The sequence below is a fragment of the Microvirga sp. 2MCAF35 genome (genome assembly GCF_052115545.1).
Classification (GTDB): Bacteria; Pseudomonadota; Alphaproteobacteria; order Rhizobiales; family Beijerinckiaceae; genus Microvirga.
In genome coordinates this window covers 1-18,096 of sequence record NZ_JBFRGW010000030.1, presented here as the reverse complement: position 1 = coordinate 18,096, position 18,096 = coordinate 1, and the positions used below count along the sequence as shown (strand labels likewise).

At 64.0% G+C, this 18,096-nt stretch carries 14 protein-coding genes; 3 read left to right on the top strand and 11 right to left on the bottom strand.

Features of this window, described 5'->3' with window-relative positions; all coding sequences use genetic code 11:
• Positions 1–56: 56 nt before the first annotated feature.
• Genes AB4097_RS15310 through AB4097_RS15275 form a run of 8 tightly spaced genes read right to left on the bottom strand, consistent with a single transcriptional unit; the run spans position 57 to position 11,672 of the window.
• Positions 57–1,220, bottom strand: a complete 1,164-nt coding sequence (locus tag AB4097_RS15310) for an ABC transporter permease (protein WP_442041023.1) — start codon at positions 1,218–1,220, stop codon at positions 57–59.
• The gene (locus AB4097_RS15305) at positions 1,217–2,236 is read right to left on the bottom strand and encodes an ABC transporter permease (RefSeq protein ID WP_442041021.1); all 1,020 of its coding nucleotides are present in this window, start codon (positions 2,234–2,236) and stop codon (positions 1,217–1,219) included. Before AB4097_RS15305 ends, AB4097_RS15310 begins: the two co-directional genes overlap by 4 nt.
• The gene (locus tag AB4097_RS15300) at positions 2,233–4,146 is read right to left on the bottom strand and encodes an ABC transporter substrate-binding protein (RefSeq protein ID WP_442041019.1); all 1,914 of its coding nucleotides are present in this window, start codon (positions 4,144–4,146) and stop codon (positions 2,233–2,235) included. Before AB4097_RS15300 ends, AB4097_RS15305 begins: the two co-directional genes overlap by 4 nt.
• Positions 4,146–6,011 (bottom strand): ABC transporter ATP-binding protein, encoded by a 1,866-nt coding sequence (locus tag AB4097_RS15295; RefSeq protein ID WP_442041017.1) that lies wholly within the window; start codon positions 6,009–6,011, stop codon positions 4,146–4,148. The genes AB4097_RS15300 and AB4097_RS15295 overlap by 1 nt, the downstream gene beginning before the upstream one ends.
• 32 nt (positions 6,012–6,043) lie before the next feature.
• Positions 6,044–7,984 carry a glycosyltransferase gene (locus tag AB4097_RS15290; RefSeq protein WP_442041015.1) on the bottom strand — a complete coding sequence of 647 codons (1,941 nt, stop codon included), beginning with the start codon at positions 7,982–7,984 and terminating at the stop codon, positions 6,044–6,046.
• Between the two features lie 9 nt (positions 7,985–7,993).
• On the bottom strand, positions 7,994–9,112 hold the full coding sequence (locus AB4097_RS15285) for a glycosyltransferase family 4 protein (protein WP_442041013.1): 1,119 nt from the start codon (positions 9,110–9,112) through the stop codon (positions 7,994–7,996).
• A complete protein-coding gene (locus AB4097_RS15280) occupies positions 9,109–10,380 on the bottom strand; it encodes a glycosyltransferase family 4 protein (RefSeq protein WP_442041011.1) in 1,272 nt (423 codons plus the stop codon). Before AB4097_RS15280 ends, AB4097_RS15285 begins: the two co-directional genes overlap by 4 nt.
• Before the next feature lie 8 nt (positions 10,381–10,388).
• On the bottom strand, positions 10,389–11,672 hold the full coding sequence (locus AB4097_RS15275) for a glycosyltransferase family protein (RefSeq protein ID WP_442041009.1): 1,284 nt from the start codon (positions 11,670–11,672) through the stop codon (positions 10,389–10,391).
• A gap of 146 nt (positions 11,673–11,818) precedes the next feature.
• Between AB4097_RS15275 and AB4097_RS15270 the strand changes: the two genes are divergently transcribed.
• The 3 genes from AB4097_RS15270 (at position 11,819) to AB4097_RS15260 (ending at position 16,233) form a co-directional block, all read left to right on the top strand.
• Complete coding sequence (locus tag AB4097_RS15270; protein WP_442041007.1) at positions 11,819–14,539, top strand: ABC transporter transmembrane domain-containing protein; 2,721 nt, start codon at positions 11,819–11,821, stop codon at positions 14,537–14,539.
• Complete coding sequence (locus AB4097_RS15265; RefSeq protein WP_152712473.1) at positions 14,536–14,982, top strand: Crp/Fnr family transcriptional regulator; 447 nt, start codon at positions 14,536–14,538, stop codon at positions 14,980–14,982. The genes AB4097_RS15270 and AB4097_RS15265 overlap by 4 nt, the downstream gene beginning before the upstream one ends.
• Before the next feature lie 174 nt (positions 14,983–15,156).
• Entirely contained in the window at positions 15,157–16,233 is a 1,077-nt protein-coding gene (locus tag AB4097_RS15260; RefSeq protein WP_442041004.1) for a transglycosylase SLT domain-containing protein, read from the top strand.
• A gap of 108 nt (positions 16,234–16,341) precedes the next feature.
• Here AB4097_RS15260 and AB4097_RS15255 read toward each other — a convergent pair whose 3' ends face one another.
• From AB4097_RS15255 to AB4097_RS15245, 3 genes are all read right to left on the bottom strand, one after another.
• Complete coding sequence (locus AB4097_RS15255; protein WP_442041002.1) at positions 16,342–17,007, bottom strand: DUF924 family protein; 666 nt, start codon at positions 17,005–17,007, stop codon at positions 16,342–16,344.
• A 251-nt stretch (positions 17,008–17,258) separates the two neighbouring features.
• A complete protein-coding gene (locus AB4097_RS15250) occupies positions 17,259–17,495 on the bottom strand; it encodes an Lrp/AsnC ligand binding domain-containing protein (RefSeq protein WP_009494007.1) in 237 nt (78 codons plus the stop codon).
• A gap of 97 nt (positions 17,496–17,592) precedes the next feature.
• Positions 17,593–18,096, bottom strand: a 504-nt coding sequence (locus AB4097_RS15245; protein ID WP_442041000.1) for a UDP binding domain-containing protein, incomplete at its 5' end; no start/stop codon positions are given.

The window sequence follows — 18,096 nt, the reverse complement described above, 5'->3', positions numbered from 1 at the left end:
GCTCTCAATGCAGGATGTCTCGCATTCCCCTGGGTGAAGAACAACACGTCTTCCGGCTAATGGTAAGGATCCGCCGCGTCGCGCAGCCCATCGCCCATGAAGTTGAAGGCGAGCACGACGATCACCACGGGCACCATTGGGAAGAGCAGCCAGGGATGAAGCTGCACGGCCGCAAGGTTCTGCGCCTCGTTCAGCAGCACGCCCCAACTCGTCACCGGTGGACGCAGCCCCAACCCTAGGAACGAGAGAGCAGTCTCGCCAAGAATCATGGACGGGATCGAGAGCGTCGCCGAGGCGATCAGGTGGCTCATGAAGTTCGGGATGAGGTGGCGCGCGATGATGCGCTGCTTGGAGGCGCCCATCAGCTCCGCGGCTTTCACGAAATCCTCCTCGCGCAGCGACAGCAATTTGGAGCGCACGGCACGCGCGAGCCCCGGCCAGTCGAGCAGTCCGAGGATGATCGTGATGCCGAAGAACACCAGGATCGGGCTCCAGTTCGCCGGGAGGGCGGCGGAGAGCGCGAGCCAGAGAGGCAGCTCCGGCAGGGAGCGCAGGATCTCGATCATGCGCTGGATCACGTGATCGACCCAGCCGCCGAGATAGCCGGCAAGGCCGCCGAAGAAGAGGCCGAGCGCGAACGACACGGCGATGCCGACGATGCCGATGGTGAGCGAGATCCGCGCACCGTAGATGATGCGCGAGAGCAGGTCGCGCCCGAGCCGGTCCGTGCCGAGCAGGAACATCGTGCCGTCTCCCGGAGGGCAGACCAGGTGGAAGTTCATCTCCCACATGCCCCAGAACTGGTAGCTATCGCCCCGGCAAAGGAAACGGATCGGCTGCGGTTTAGATCTATCCGGCGTGTAAACGCGTCGGAAGTTCTCCAGGTCGAAGCTGTAGGAATAGGGATAGGTGAAGGGCCCGACGAAGCGGCCTTCATGCATCAGGTGAACGGCCTGCGGCGGCGCATAGAGGAAGTCGCCGTGACGCTGGGTCTGGTTGTAGGGCGCGACGATCTCGACGAAGGGGACGAGACCGTAGAAGACGAGCAGCACGAAGGCGGCCGCCACGGCGACCTTGTGGCGGCGGAACTTCCACCACATCAGCTGCCAGGACGAGGCGCGGTAGAAGCTCTCGCTTTCCGCCCCGACCGGTTCGGTCTTGCCGGGATCGAAAGGAGCCGGATCGACGTAGTGGCGCCTGGAGGGGAGAGCCGTATTCATCGTCCGCCTCCCATCCGGATCCGTGGATCGAGCCAAGCCAGCAGAAGATCGGAAATCAGCATTCCGACGACCGTCAGCACCGCGACGAACATGAGGATGAAGCCGGCGAGGAACTGATCCTGACTTTTCAGCGCGCTCAGCAGGATCGGACCGACAGTCGGCAGGCTCAGGACCAGGGATACGAGAACCGACCCGGAGACCAGATGCGGCAGCAGGTTGCCGATATCGGCGATGAACGGGTTGAGCGACATGCGGAAGGGATATTTCAACAGGGCCTTGGTGGGCTCGAGCCCCTTCGCCTTCGCGGTCACGTAGTATTGCTTGCCGAGTTCATCGAGGAGGTTGGCGCGCATGCGCCGGATCATGGCCGCCGTGCCGCCGAGACCGATCACGACGGTCGGGACCACGAGATGCGAGAGCAGGGACTGCGTCTTGTCCCAGGTCCAGGGCTCGCCCGAATATTGCGCATCGTAGAGCCCGCCGATGGAAATGCCGAACCAGCGGTTCATGTAGTAGAGCAGGATCAGCGCGAGCAGGAAGCTCGGGGTCGCAAGTCCGATATAGCCGATGAAGGTGGCGAGATAATCGCCGACGGAATATTGGCGCGTCGCCGAATAGATCGCGATAGGGATCGACACGACGTGGATGAAGATCACCACGGCGAGATTGACGAGAAGCGTCAGCCACAGGGCGTCGCCGATCACCTCCACCACCGGCTTGTCGTATTCGAAGGACCAGCCCCAATCGCCCTGCAGCAGGCCGGAAAAGCCGTTCGGCCCGGGCATGACGCCGATCCACACGAGGTATTGCTGCCAGGCGGGCTTATCGAGCCCGTACTGCCTGATGAGGAATTCGGCTTTGGCGATGGAGGCGGATTCGCCCTGCGCCCTCAGTTCGGCGATCTGATTGGTCAGAAAGTCGCCCGGCGGCAGCTTGATGATGAAGAAGACCAAGGCCGATATGATCAGCAAGGTCACCGCCATGGTGACGACGCGACGTGACAGGAAACGGATCATCGACGGGCCTCTTTGCCGGCGGCTTTGTTCCAGTGGATTTCATCCAGGCGATAGATGCCCAGCATGGCCGTCGGCTCCCAGCTGTAGAGTTCCTTGGCAGGCAGGCCCTCGAGCCCATTGCGGACGACGATGGGCTGCAGCGCGCCGGAGATGGTGCCAATGGCCCATTGATTCTCCGCATGGTTGCGCAGCATCTCGCTCCAGGCGTCCCGCTGCACCTGCCGGTTCCCGGTGCCCATCCAGGTCGTATAGAGATCGAGCAGGCGCTGGGCTTCGGGGATGTCCACCTGTTCGCCGTTCTTGCCTTTGGTCTCCACGTGCTGACCCCATTTCGGCCAAGTGTAATTGTCCTGGCGCATGGGGGCTAGTTCGGTCGGCGGCATGATCGCCGTCGGGACCGCATTGTCGAGGCCCGGAGCGGCCACCATCACGGTCAGCCCGGCATAGGAGCGGTTACGCAGCACCGTGCGATCCTGCGGCTTCACGAAGAGCCTTACGCCGATCTCGCGCCAGAACTCGCCGATCAGGGTCAGGCCATCGACCACGAGGCTGCTCTCGCCGTCGGTTTCGACGATGATTTCCAGCTCACGCCCGTCAGGCAACAGGCGGATGCCTGCTCCGTTGCGTTTCGTCAGCCCGATCTCGTCGAGGAGGCGCGAGGCCTCCGCCGGGTCGTACCCGGCATTCATCGTGCGCAGCTCCTCCTTGAAGAGCGGGCTTTCCGACACGATGGTGTTGTTGCCCTCGGTGCCGAGCCCGAAGAGCAGCGCATTGTTCAGCGTCTTGCGGTCGATGCCGAGCGACAGGGCGCGGCGGAAGCGGACGTCCCGGTTCAGCTGGCGCCAGACTGGATCCACGGTGTTCAGATTGGGATAGAGCGCAAGCTCGGTGCCCCGGGCATAGGGCCAGAGCAGGGTCTTGTAGCCTTTCGCCTTCTCGCCCTCCTTCAGCACCGGGATGTCGCTCATGGAGAGACCCCGGAACAGGAGGTCGACCTCGCCCGCATTGGCTTTGGCGGCGAAGAGGCCGGGGGCCGAGACGTCCATGATGAGCCGGTCCACGTAAGGGAGCTGCAGTCCCTGGCCGTCGACGCGGTGGTAATAGGGATTACGCTCGAAGATGAAGCGGTTCGCTGGAGCCGCATTCATCACACGCCAGGGCATGAGAGTAGGCAGAGCCGGGTTCGTCTGCTCCTTCATGTCGTCCATGCGGTTGTGCAGGGCTGCCCAGGATTTCAGCTTCTGCTGCTTTGCCTTTTCGTCGAGAGCGGCCTTGTCGGCATATTTGGCGTGGAATTGCTTGAGATAGGCGGATGCCCGGTAAATGCCGGGATCGAGCGGCCCGGCCAGTTGCGGCAGGAAACGCGGATTGGGCTTGTCCCAGGTATATCGCACCGTCCGTTCGTCGAGAACCTCGAAGCGCGGAGGCTTGCCGTCCACCATCATGAATTCCGGCGGCCCGGCCGGCGAGAGGTCCTGGTTCTGCGCCACGTCCTCCCAGTAGTAGCGGAAATCCTCCGCCGTGAAGGGCGAGCCGTCCGACCAGCGATGGCCGGCCCGCAGGGTGAAGGTGAAAACCCGGTCGTCCTCGTCGTCGAGTTTTTCCAGGAGATCGGGCTGAAGTTGCAGATCCTGGTCGTAGCCGACGAGGCGGGTATAGGTGAAGGTCGAGATGTAGCGGATGTCGCGTGCCCGCGGCACCAGGGTCACGATGTCGCCGCCGTACTGGCCCGTGGACTTGACCACGATGGGATCTTTCGGAAGCCGCTCCGCCAGCGGCGGCAGCTTCTTGTCCTTCACCTGCTCGGCGAAGAACGGCGCGTCCTTGAAGTCCTGCGCCATCGCTGGCAGCGCCAGCAATCCGAGCGCGAGGGCAAGGGCGAGCTTTTGTGTTCGGGCTTTGAGCAGCATCACGCAGCCTCCCGGGCTGTCAGGTGCCCCAGGCGAACCTTGTGGCCAGGTTCGATTTCTTTCATCACGCCGAATTCGCCAGGCTTGATGCGGAAGGGTTCGGGCCATTCCGACGGCTGCGAGAAGCGGCCGCTCCGCAGTTTGGCGAAATCCAGAGGCCGGTCGATGTCCGGATCCGGCACGGCGGCAAGCAAGGCCTGTGTATAAGGATGAACGGGGTTGCGGAACAGGGAGGATTTCGGCGCTTCCTCGACGATGTAGCCCCGGCACATGACCGCGATGGTATCGGCGATGTAGTCCACGACCGCGAGATTGTGGGAGACGAAGAGATAGGACAGGCCGAGGGCCGATTGCAGGTCCTTGAGCAGGTTGAGGACCTGGGCCTGCACGGACACGTCCAGTGCGGAAACCGGCTCGTCGCAGAGCAGCACCCGCGGCTCGAGGGCGAGTGCCCGGGCGATGCCGAGGCGCTGGCGCTGACCGCCGGAGAAGGAATGCGGATAGCGCCTCAACGCGCGCTGATCGAGCCCCACCATGTCGAGAAGCTGCTTCACCCGTGCATAGCGGTCGTCCGAGGTGCCGATGTTGTGGATGCGCAGGGGTTCCGTCAGAAGCTCATAGACCGTCATGCGCGGGTTGAGGGAGGAGAACGGGTCCTGGAAGATGAACTGTACGGAGCGGCGATAGGTGGTCAGTGCATCGCCTTCCAGCTTGTGCACGTCCTTGGGTCCCGTACCGTCGTCGAACAGCACCCGACCCGAATTGGGCGTGAGCGCACGCATGATCATCTTGGACACGGTGGTCTTGCCGCAGCCGGACTCGCCCACGAGCCCCAGGGTCTTGCCGGCAGGAAGGGTCAGGTCCACCTCGCTGACGGCGCGGATCTCCTGGAGCTTGCCGGAGAACCAGCCCGACCGGAGCGTGAAGCATTTGGTGAGATGTTCGGCCTTCAGGATCGGCCCCTGCGGCTGGAGCCGTTCCGGGGCTGCAGCCGACGCGAGCGTTGCACTCGTCACTTCGCGGATCGGCGTCAGGCGCTCGTTCTCCGCCATGGCGAAGCGCGGAACCGCGCGCATGAGTGCCTGAAGATAGGGATGCTGCGCATTGCGGAAGATGTTCTCTCGGGAGCCGGCCTCCATGACCCTCCCGCGATACATCACCACCACCTCGTCGGCCACGTTGGCGACGACGCCGAGGTCGTGCGTGATGAGCAGCACCGACATGCCGGTCTCGCCCTGAAGCTCCTTGATGAGATCCAGGATCTGCGCCTGCGTGGTCACATCGAGCGCCGTCGTGGGCTCGTCGGCGATCAGGAGGGCAGGGCGTGTGATGAGCGCCATGGCGATCATGGCGCGCTGGCGAAGACCTCCGGAGAGTTCGAACGGGTAGGTCGTCAAGGCCCGCTTCGGGTCGGGGAAGCCGACCCTGGCCAGAACCTCCATGGTCCGCTGGTTTGCCTTGGTCTGATCCACGTCGGCATGGATCATCAGCGCCTCGGAGATCTGGTCGCCGATGGTGTGAAGCGGCGACAGAGACGTCATCGGCTCCTGAAAGATCATGGCGATGCGACCGCCGCGCAGGGCATGCATGGCATCGCTCTCGGGTTGGAGAGCGGCGATGTCGATGGAGCTGCCGGTTGCGGGATCGTTGAACACGATCGAGCCGCCGGTGATACGGGCCTTCTTCGACAGGATCTGGAGGATCGCTTGCGCCGTCACCGATTTGCCGGATCCGGACTCGCCAACGAGGGCCACTGTCTTCCCTTTGGGAATGTCGAGTGTCAGCCCGTCGACGGCGCGGAAGTTTCCGGCATCGGTGTTGAAGTCAACTGTCAGCTCGTGAACCGACAGGAGTGGCGCTTCCATATGCTCCTCCCAGGAACTATGAGCATAACGCATCAGTCCCCATTTGATCTCAATTGTGATCTTGTTTCCAAGCCGAAACACGCATCGGGGCACAAAAAACCTATGCCCCGGGCGGCAAGGCGGGCGATAAGCCTTTCGCATAACGTCCAGATGACGTCGTCATGAACGAGATGATGGGTCAGGAACCCGATGGGCTCCTCGCGATCCGCATCGCCGGCGACGCGCCGTTCGACCGCTCCGGCGAGAGCGGCCACGATCAGGGCCGGATCGGCGAAACTTCTGGTCCCGTGCCAGTCGATGGGATCCACATGGGTGTTGACCTGAACGAGGTCCGGCACAGGCTCGACCGTCTTCCGGTCCGTAAAGGTGGACAAGCCCCGAAAACCCAAGCTTGGCAGGAGAGGGATGAGATCCTGGGAAATCCGGTTCCAGGGTGGTACGAAGACCGGCAGGAGCCTCGATCCGAGGTGCTCACGCGCCAGATGCAGGGCCTGTTTCGCTTCGTCCGCCATGCATCCCAGGGGGCGGTGAGCGCCGAACTCCGCCTTCTTCTCGCCGGGCGATGCATGGTCGGTATGGCTCCAGCCATGAACGAGAGCGAAGACCTTCGGCTCATTCGCCAAGCGTCTCGCGAGCGAGGTTTCGATACTTTCGGGAATGACCGCGAGGCCGATCCCCGCATCGTAGCGGTGGGACAGGCCGAGAAGCCGGTTGAGCTGAGGCGTATCGGTTACCGCATCGTCGTCGCGCCACCAGAAACGGACGATGCAGCCCCGATCCCGGGCCCGGTCCAGTGCCAGATCCAGGGGCGACCAGTCGATGGTCCGGTGAATCGCAGGGCCGGACGACAAGAGGCTTTCGGCCAGGGCGACGGTCTGCATGGCGCCATTCAGGGAAATGGCCGGGGCCGGAGAGGGCGGACGAGCCAACCCACGCCAAATGGCGTCAGCGAGGTTCCGCGGCGAAAGCTCCGCCTCCGGCACGATCTCGGCAAGGCCGAGCGCCGCGAGGCGCTCGGCGCGCAGGCGCTGCTCCGTTTCGTTGCCGGCCTCGAAGGGGACGAGAACCGATTTCACGCCGCAGCGCAGGAGATCGACGGCCGTGTTGTATCCGGCTTGGCTCACGGAGAGTTCCGCTCCGGAGAGCAGGGTGCGGAAGTCGGGTCTTGCCCGCTCGACGGTGACGTGCGCCGGAGCGCTTTCCCGGAGGGTAAGGAACTCGGCTTCCGCCACGCCCCTGCCGATGAGGATGCGCCACGGCCGGTCGGCGATGTCCCTCGCGGCCTCAAGGGCCGCACGGTAGAGCGGCAGGCTCGCGGCGCTCGATCCGCCGGAGACGACGATTCCCTGCCGATGAGTCCTCGGCACAAGCGCCTCGTTCTCGTCCACGTAGCCGGTGTAACGGATGAGCGGCCTGATCCTCTCGTCCACCGGCCATGAGGCTTCCAGCGGTGCGAGTTCGGGATCGCCGTGGACGAGAACGGCGTCGTAATCACGAAGCACGCGCTCGTGGGTTTCCTCGATGCGCGACGCCTTCGAGGAGGCCACCAGGATGTCCCGGATCGAGCACAGAACCAGCGGGTGCGGATCCATGCGCCGCGCGGCATCGAGCAGGGCGGAGAATTCATCCGCCAGGATGCGGCGACCGAAAGGAAAAAGCTCGGTGATGAGAATGTCGGGCCGAACGGCCTTCAACGTATCGAGCAGAAGGATGCGGCGCCCGTCGAGATAGGCTTCGTCGACGGGCCTGAAATCCTCGTCGAGCAGCGTCCTGAAATCCGTGCCGGCGGTCCGGAGGGGCGGGAGCTGAACGAAGGTGACGTTCTCCAGATCGGCCAGGCGCGCCGGGGTGCCGCCCGAGACGAGCGTCGTCGCATGCCCTTTTCTCGCGAAAGCCCGCGCCAGAGCAGCAGCCCTGGTGAGGTGGCCCGCTCCCAAAAGATGCGTGACGGCGATCAGAACGTGTGAGCTCATTTCGACACTCTACCTCGTTAATCCTTGCAGCGCATTGCGTAAGCGCAACGCGGCATGATCGAGGTCGCGTTCCTGTTCGACGAAGCGGGATGCGTTGGCGCCGAGCTCCTTGAGCCGTTCTCGGTCCTGAAGGAGATCGCTCAACGCATCGGCGAAAGCCGCGATGTCGCCCGGTGGCGTCAGCCGTCCGGTCTCGCCGTCGCGCACCACGCTGGCAACGCCGCCATAGGCGCCCGCAACCACCGCGCAGCCGAGGGCCTGTGCCTCCAGAAGCACCATGCCGTAAGCCTCGTTCACAGCCGGCCAGACGAAGATATCGGCCGCCTCATAGAGGACCGTCAGATCGGCCTTGCTCTCGACCTGTCCGTGGAACCGCACCCGTTGCGCCATGGGGGAGAACAGCCGCGCGATTTCTTCCCGCGCCTCGCCGTCTCCCACGATATCGAGCGTCCAGGGCAGGTGCTGGAGGCGTTCCAGGGCGGCAGCCAGAATGCGATAGGAGGCAAGTTTGTCGCCCTCCCGCATCATCGCCACCGTGAGAAGGTGCGGTTCGGTCGCACGCACGTGGCGAGCGTCCGGTACGGGCCATTCCGCCAAATCCAGGAACGGCGGCAGGTCCACCAGGATCTGATGAGCCGGCCTTGCAGCCTCCAGGGCTTCCCGATCGTGGGCCGTCATGCCGAAGATCACGTCGGCCCGGTCGAGAGCCGCTTGCGCGCCTTCATGTCCGAGCGCCCAGGGGCCTTGTGCGCGCTTGGACGCCCGCGATCCTTCCGCAATGACGTAGGGGATGCCGAGTGCTTCGGCGACGCGCGGGCCGATCCAGTCAGGCGCCTTGTAATAGACATGATAGGTGAACCACAGGCGGGGACGCCTGTCCTCGGGCCGTGCCTTGTAATGCGCGACGAGGCTTTCGGCCTCCTTCAGCGATTCCTGTCGGAGCCTTTCCTGGAATTGCCGGTTGCCCGTCTTGTCGAGGGTTCGCACCTCGCTGGCGAGACGAGGCGAATAGCCGGCCCGGCCGAGGGCTTTCATCAGCAGACGTGCCATGGTGCGGTCGCCCGAAGGCAGCGGATGGTTCGGGCTCTTCAACGGAGCATAGAACGCAACAGGCCTCGAGATCGTCACACCCGCTCCGGTTCTTTCCTGGCGTTGTCCGTCACGGCCCGGAGACGGTTCTCCAGAATATCGATCCCGCCCTCCATGGAGAAGTCGCGCCGCAGGCGCGCGAAGGCGGCGGCTCCAAGCGCGTCTCGGCGCGCCGGGTCGCGGGCCAAGAGATTGAGCGCGTTGGACAAGGCCTCCCAATCGCCCGGCGGCACGAGCTCGCCTTCCACGTCGTTGCGGATGAATTCCGGGATGCCGGCAAAGTCCGTCGCCACGATGGCGAGCCCCTGGCTGGCCGCTTCCATGATCACGTTGGGCAGGCCGTCCCGGTCGCCCGATTTCGCTTCTTTCGAGGGCAGGACGAAGATGTCCGCCTCGCGCAGGAGCGCGACGATGTCGGGCTGCGCCTTGGAGCCGAGAAACGCCACCCTGTCGGCGATTCCGGCCTCCTGCACCTGCTTCTTCAGGCTGTTGAGCAGTTCGCCGCCGCCCACATGGGCGAAGCGCCAATGGAGGTCCTGAGGCAACGCGGCCAGCGCCTGGATCAGGTCGCCGAAACCCTTCTTCGCCACGGCGCGCCCGACGGACACGATCCTGACCGGATCGAGCGGATTCGAGCCGTCCCTCGCAATGCGGCTTTCGGGAGCCGCCGGAAAGCGGGAGAGATCGAGACCGTGATAGACGAGCGACACCTTGTCGGGCAGCGACAGGGACTGAAGGTTTCCCGCCCCATGCGCCGTGCAGGTCACACCCCAGAGCGCTTCCGCCATCTTCTCGCGCTTTTCCCAGTCGGGCGTCGTCCAGATGTCCTTGGCGTGGGCCGAGAAGGTCCAGCTCCGCCCCGTCAGCAAGGCGGCGTAGCGCACGACGGATGCGGGCGTGTGCAGGTAATGAACATGCAGGTGCCGTAAGTCCTCCGGCATCTCGCGCGCCATGACGAAGGCCTGGCCGAGGCGGCGCACCCGGTTCGCGGTGAAATCGCGCTTGAGATCGCGCCAGAAGGCCCGGATCGTCGGCCCGAAGCCCTTCTGGCCCAGGCTCCAGAAGACGCCGCGCAGGACGCGCAAGGGCTCCTCGTAAAGATATTCCGGCAGATAGGCGACCCGCGCCTTGATCGCCTTGTGCATGGGGTGCACGGCCCATTCGGTCGGGTGTCGGAGGGACCAGATCTCGAGCGCGAGACCGCGTTGCTCGAGGGCCAGGATTTCCTGGGCGATGAAGGTTTCGGAGAGGCGCGGGTAGCCTTTCACCACGATGGCGATGCGTCGGGCTGTCTTGGAGGGAAGCATGTGGTCGGTTACTCGGCCGCCTGATGATACGCGATGGCAAACGGTGCCCTGGAGGCTGTGGTTGTAAGCGCCTTCAGCCGATCCTGGACCCTGTCGAGGCCGTCGAGAAGGCCGGGAACGATCACCTCGGACGGGCGCGGCTGTGCCGAAAGGGAACGCAATGCGGCGGCCATGCGCTCGGGCGTGCGGGGCTCCTTATAGTCGCTCAGCATGCTCACCAGGCCCAGCCGCTCGCCCTCGACCGCGCGGATATATTGCTCGAGGCGGGGCTTCGTTCGCGGAACGATCAGTGTGCGCTTGTCGAAGGACAGGGCCTCGCAGAAGGTGTTGTACCCGCCCATGGCCACGATGGCGTCGGCCTTCTTCATGAGCCATTCGATCTTGTTGTCGAAGGACATCACGTCGAGCTTCGGCTGCCGGGCGATGCGCTCCACGAAGGAGCGGCGCTTGTCCCGGTCGATGAAGGGGCCGAAGAGGATGAGGGCGGGCTGTTCGAGCGTCGCATCGGCTTCATAGGCCGAGATCACCCAGTCGATCAGGTCATCGCCGTCGCCGCCGCCGCCCGTGGTCACCAGGATGAAGGGCTGCTTCGTGATCTTGGGATATCGGGTCAGGGACGGCGTCGGCGGCACGTCCCGGCGCAGATAGCCGGTATAGGTGATGCGCTCTTCCACGTAGGCGGGCAGGGCCAGGGCCTTGAGAGGCTGATAGATGTCCTTGAGGCCGTAGACCCAGATCTCGTCGTAGTAGCGGATCAGGGCATCCTTGGCCCCTTTTCGCTCCCACTCTGGCACGAGAAGAGCAGGCTCGTCCATCACGTCGCGAATACCGAGGACGAGGCGGCAGCCGGCGGCCTTGAGATAGTCGAGGGCCGGCACGACCTCGCCGCGGAACCCCGTGGGCTCCTTGTCGACGATGAATACGTCCGGCCGGAACGCCTTGGCCGCCTGAAGGATGAGGGCCTGACGCAGGCCCACGGCCTCGTCCAGCTCGATATTGAGGTTGAGGCTGCGGTAATCCCCGTCCGGCAGCTTCGTGACACCCGGGATGCGGATGTAGTCGACGCCGCTGTCGAACTCGAAATTGCCGATGACGGGCGAGCCGGAGATGATGACGATCGAGGTGTCCGGCCGGTCCTGCACGATGGCGTTGGCAAGCGCCCTCGATCGGCGCAGATGGCCGAGGCCAAAGGTGTCGTGGCTGTAGATGAGGACGCGTGTTCCACGGCCGTTCTCGGACGGCGCCGATGCAGAACCTGCGTCCTGATCAAAATCCATTGCCAGGTCTGCCATGCGGCTGCCCCCTCGGTCAGGCGACCGGGCCGATTGACGACCGATCCGCCCTCTCTACCTTCTAAGGTCCCTGTCGATCAAATAAGGCGTTGCCCGAGATCGGAAAGAGGTTCATCCAGGCGTACAGAAGCGGTGACCTTACGGCAATGGAAAAGAGCCTCTTTAGGTACATTTGGACACATTCAAGACGCGACCAGCTGATCGTCTGCGCGGTCGTGCTCGCGTCCCTGCCATTTTATTTCATGTCTCTCGATCTGCCTCGCCAGATCGTGAACCAGGCCATCCAGGGCGAAGCCTTCAGGGACGGCAATGCTACGGCCCCTTTCCTCCATCTCAGCTATGAATGGCCGAAATGGCTGGGGGGCGGCACCTTGGAGATCTTCCAAGGCTTTCAGGTGGGCCGGTTGGGCCTGCTCTTCGGCCTCTCGACCCTGTTCCTGTTCTTCGTGGTCGTCAACGGGGCGTTCAAGTACTGGATCAACGTCGCCAAGGGGATCCTCGGCGAGCGGATGTTGCGGCGCATGCGCTTCGACCTGTTTTCCATGGTGCTCCGGTTCACGCCGGACGCCTTACGCAACGTGAAGTCCTCCGAGACGGCAACGATCATCAAGGATGAGGTCGAACCCATCGGCGGCTTCATCGGGGATGCCTTCATCACGCCGATTTTCCTCGGGATGCAGGCCATCACGGCGCTCGTCTTCATCATGATCCAGAACGTCTGGCTCGGCCTGATCGCGCTGGCGGTGATCGCCGTGCAGTTTACGGTCATTCCGCGGTTGCGGCGGGAGCTGCTGCGCCTGGGAAAGCAACGGCAGCTGGAATCAAGGCAGTTGGCAGGGCGCATCGCGGAGGTCCAGGACGGCATCGAGGTCGTTCACGTCCACAACGCCTACAACTGGGAACGAGCCGAGATCGGCCATCGGCTGTTCAACCTCTTCTCGGTCCGGCTCAAGATCTATAACCGGAAGTTCTTCGTCAAATCGCTCAACAACTTCCTGGCGCAGCTGACGCCGTTCTTCTTCTACGCCGTCGGCGGCTATTTCGCCCTGCGCGGCACGCTCGACATCGGTCAGCTCGTGGCCGTGATCGGGGCGTATCGGGAACTGCCGCCGCCCTTGAAGGAATTGATCGACTGGGACCAGCAGCGTCTCGACGTCCAGGTGAAATACGATCAGGTCACCCAGCATTTCGCCGACGAGCGGCTCTTGCCCCTGCACGATGCCCGCGAGGCGGCGGACGAGGACATGCCCCTGGCAGGCCCCCTGGTGGCCGAGGACATCCGCGTCGTCGGCATTCACGGGGATATGATCATCGAGGGTGGCGCCTTCGCGGTCGATCTGCCCGCGAGCGTCGCCCTGATCTCCAACGGCGGCGCCGCGGCCGGCATGCTCGCGCGCATCATCGGCCGGCGCACCTCGGAATTCAGCGGTCAGGTCCGACTTGGCGAACGCGACCTGATGCAGCTCCCCGTTCCCGTGGTCGGGCGCCGGATCGCCTATGCGGGCGTCGATCCCATCCTCTTCCCCGGCAGCATCCGCGAGAACCTGATCTATGGCCTTCGCTCGAAACCGTTGGGCAGGATCGAGGAGGAAAAGCGGGAGATGGATCACCGGATCGCCGAGGCGCTCAGAACGGGAAATCCCGTCGAGAGCATTGCCGACCAATGGGTGGATTACGAGCGGGTCGGCGCGAGGGACGAGAACGATCTCGACCGCATTCTCCTCGATCTGCTGGACCGGATCGGCATGGGCGACACGATCTACCTGTTCGGCCTGGCGGGGCGAATCGACCCTGAGCGCCACGTGGCTCTCGCCGAACGCGTCGTCGAAGCCCGGCATCGTCTGCGCGAAACGTTCCGGTCTAGGGGCATGGACGACCTCGTCGAGCCCTTCGACCCGGAGCGCTACAACAGCCAGGCCACCATTGCCGAGAATCTTCTCTTCGGGGTACCGATCTCTGACGAGTTCAAGGGGCGCAATCTGGCCGAAAATCGCCAGTTCCGCAGTGCCATCGATCGCGCCGGGCTGACCGACGATCTCGTCCGCATGGGCCTGCAGATCGCCGAGACCATGACCGAAATCTTCGAGGGACTGCCCCCCGGTCATTCGCTGTTCGAACAGTTTTCCTTCATCGGAGCCGAGGAGCTGTCGGACTTCGCAGCCATCCTGCGCCGGCACGCGCGGGGTGAGGACAATCTGCGCCCCGAGGAGCGGACGAGGCTTCTGGCCCTGCCGCTCGCCTATATCGAAGCCCGGCACCGCCTCGGTCTGCTGGACGACGGGATGATGGCCCGGATCGTCGAGGCCCGCGGCCTCGTTCGGGAGGTTCTCGCGAAGTCCGAATCGGAGGGCGTGGAGTTTCTCGACCCCAACCGGTTCTGCGCCGCGGCACCGGTGAGGGACAACCTTCTGTTCGGACGCGTCAGCTACCAGGTCGCCAACGCCCGCGCGCGCGTGACGGAAGCCGTCGCGACGGTGGTTCGGGAACTCGACCTGCTGGAAGACATCGAGCGGATCGGCCTCGATTATCAGGTCGGCACGGCGGGGCGGCTCCTGTCACCCCAGGAGCGCGCGAGCGTCAATCTCGTGCGCTGCCTCGTGAAGCGCCCTGACATTCTCGTCATCGACGGGGCGCTTGCGCCCTTCGACGAGGCGCACAGCCAGCAGCTGCTCGAGTTGCTGCTGGAGTTTCTCGATCAACAAAGCCTGTTCATGGTCCTTCCAAATGATCGACAGGCAGGCTCTTTCGATGTTCAGTTGCGCTTCCGTGACGGACAAATCATCACAGAAAAGACGGCCGCTCCGGTTCTCAGGTCCGCCAGACCCGAGCCGGACGCCGCCCAGAGAGTAGCAGGAGAGGTGGCATGACCCTTGAAACAGAGGTTCAGTCCTTGCGGCAGGTGCCGATGTTTCGGGACGTGGATCCCGCCCGTCTGAAGCTGCTCGCCTTCACCAGCGAGCGGGTTCAGTTCTCCGGCGGGCAGCGCTTCTTCTCACAAGGGGATCCGTCCGACGCCGCCTATGTGATCCTGGACGGTCGGGCGAACGTTCTCCTCAACACGCCGGGCGGAGACATCCAGGTGGCCGAGCTGGGAAGCAACGCTCTCGTCGGCGAGATGGGCATTCTCTCGGACACGCCGCGCTCCGCCACGATCATGGCGGCCGAGCCGACGACGGCCCTGCGAATCGACAAGAGGGTCTTTCTCGAGCTTCTTGCCCAGTTTCCTCAGATGTCCCTGGCGATCATGCGGGAGCTGGCGAAGCGCCTCGAGCGGACCAATGCGCAGCTTGTCGCACAATCCTCATCCTGAATTTCCAGGCAGGCCCTGAGATTTTTCGGGGAAAACCCTGCTTAAGGTTAGCAAAACCCTACCTCGAATGGTCAAGCTGACCGATTCTCGTCACATCTACCCGTCAACCCTTGTCTCAGAACGACACAAGGGAAGGCCCACCGTCAGGTCGGGCTGTTGCGGGATAAGTGGATGATGAGTAACGCGAGAACGCTGCTGTGCGCGGTTCCGCAGCCTGTTGCGGATGTGCGCAAGCCCGGACGTCGCCGTTTCCTTAACCTGACCTTGACCACGGGCCTGATTCTGGGCCTTCAGGGCCTCGCCGCCGGACCGGCGGCCGTGGCCACCCTGCCGAGCGCTCTTATGGCAAGACCGGTCGCTGCCTCGGTCCCGCAGCCCGTCACCACCGGCTCCCTCATCACCGCTTCGATGGATTTCACCCCGAAGCTGATGAAGGACCCAAGCCTCTTCAAGGCCATTCTCGACGGCGCATTCTCCTTCAGGAAGCCGCACGCGGCGAAACCCGAGATGCAGGAGGAGGCCGCAGGCGATCCGGATGAGCTGATCCCCTTCAATGGCCGCAACGTTCCCCGCTGGCTCGTGCATTCCATCCTCAAGGCCGCCCATGTGACCGGCGTCGATCCGGTCTACATGATGACCCTGGCCGACGTGGAATCGAGCCTCTCGCCCGAGGCCAAGGCGCCGACCTCTTCCGCCCAGGGCCTGTTCCAGTTCATCGACCGCACCTGGCTCGAAATCGTGCAGCTGCATGCCGCCGATTACGGCTTCACCGCCGCGGCGGAGGCCATCAGGACCGTGGACGGCGATCCGGCGGTCAGCGACAAGGACCGGGGCTGGATCATGAACCTGCGCACGGACCCCTACTTCTCCGCTCTCATGGCCGGAGAGCTGATCAAGGACGTGGAGCGCGCCCTCCAGGCCCAGGGCGAGCGGGAGCTGGCCGAGGCGGAGCTCTATCTCGCGCACTTCCTGGGAGCCTCCAGCGCCGTCCGCTTCCTCGAGGTCCTCGACCAGGATCCGAACATGAAAGCCTCGAAGCTCTTCCCCAAGGCGGCGAAGGCCAATGCCGGGCTGTTCATGGATGGCAAGGGGCGCAAGCGCCGCCCGGTGAGCGTGGCCGAGCTTTACAACAAGATCGATTCGAAGATCGTCCGCCGCCTCGACCGCTACGAGGGAATTGGCCCCTATCTCGCCGAGGTGGCCCGGCAGAGCGAGGAACGGACATCCGAGGCGAACGCGGTCGTTCAGTAAGGGCTGCCTAGCGCATCGTGCGGACCCGAACGATGCGATTTTCAAGGTGGTGGAGCATCGGACCCAAAAGTGCAAATCCACTTTTGGGTCCGATGCTCTGGCCCCACGTCACCCGATCGCGCTGATCGCCGACGAGGCCGAGGCCGGAAGCGAGCGCATGTGGACGAAGTCGCCCTTGGCCAGATAGCTGAGCTCCTGCGGCGTGGAGGCGCGTCCGAGAACCGGATTCCGGTGCGGGAAGCGGCCGAACCGGGAGATGATGGCGAGATTGTCCCGGGCCTGCTTGAGGGAAAACTGCCACACGGGTTTGATGTCGTCCGGCGCGTCCTCGATCGCCTGTTCCGAGATGGCGACGATACGCTTCATCCGGTCCAGATGATCCGGCCCTTCCGCATGGGCGAGGGGAAGGAAGTAGAAGAATTTCTGGTAGAGGCTTGTGAGGGCATCGTAATGTCCGTTGCCGAAGCCCTCCTCGGCGATCCTCAAGGTAACCGGATCGGAGGAATAGGCTTCCGGCGTTCCGGCAAACAGGCCGCGTGGGAACTGGTCCAGGACGATGATCAGGGAGAGCCGTCCCAACGGCGCGTCAAGCCAGTGGTCGAGACGGCCGGCCTTGGCCTCATGGACCAGGGGGGCGAACCGGTGCAGCTCCGCATTGGCTCCGCCGCGCATCCACCAGGCCATCATCTGCCAGTGTGCCCCGATGTCGGAACACGACAGGTCGACCGGGAACCAGAAATCGTAGACTCTGCGCCAATCCTGCTGAGATGACATCCGCTCCTCCCTGAAGGTGTTCGATGTTATCCCGGCTTGGATTGCGGTTGCTGTGCTTGGGAGCACCTGAAAGGTGGGTTCGTCAAACTCTGACCTCATCCTGAGGAGGTGCGAAGCACCGTCTCGAAGGATCATCAAGAGTGCACGGGGGCGCCCTGATCCTTCGAGACGCCGCTGGCAGCGGCTCCTCAGGATGAGGGCTGTGGGATGCGCCAAGTCGTGAGCCGGACTTCTAAAAAGTTCGGTAGGGCTCAGAACGCCTTGAACGTGATGATCGTGTGCGTATCGGCGATCTCAGGGATCACCTGCACGTTTTCCGCGATGAAATGGCCGATATCGACCCCGTCATCCACATGGAACTTGGCGAGGATGTCGTAATTGCCGGCCGTCGAGTAGATCTCGGATGCGATCTCCCGGTCGGCAAGCGCGTTCGCAACGGCGTAGGTCTTGCCGAGCTTGCATTTGATCTCGACGAAGAAGGTCTGCATGGGAAGCTCCGAGGGCGTCGTCTGAAATTCGAATGTCAGGGAGATATGGCATGGGATCGGGCCGGTGAGAACCTCCGCGGCCGGGTCCTGTGGAGCGTCATCCCCGTCCGACGCTCACATAGGTGAAGCCGTGGCGTTGCATTTCCTCGGGGCGGTAGACGTTGCGCAGGTCGACCACCACGGGGGCGGCGAGCGCGGCCTTCAGGCGCACGAGGTCGAGCGCCCGGAACGTGTCCCACTCGGTCACCAGCACCAGCGCGTCCGCCCCGCGGGCGCAGTCATAGGCGTCGCGGGCGTAGGTCACGTCGCTCAGCACCGCCCGGGCGGCCGCCATGCCCTCCGGATCGTAGGCTTTGACCGTGGCGCCGGCATCCTGCAGCGCGGTGATCACGTCGATGGAGGGCGCATCGCGCATGTCGTCGGTGTTGGGCTTGAAGGTCAGCCCGAGCACCGCCACCGTCTTGCCGCGCACCGAGCCGCCGCAGGCGGCGATCACCTTGCGGCCCATGGCGCGCTTGCGCTGGCTGTTGACCGCCGCCACGGTCTCGACGATGCGCATCGGCGCCGCGTGATCCTGCGCGGTCTTGATCAGGGCCAGCGT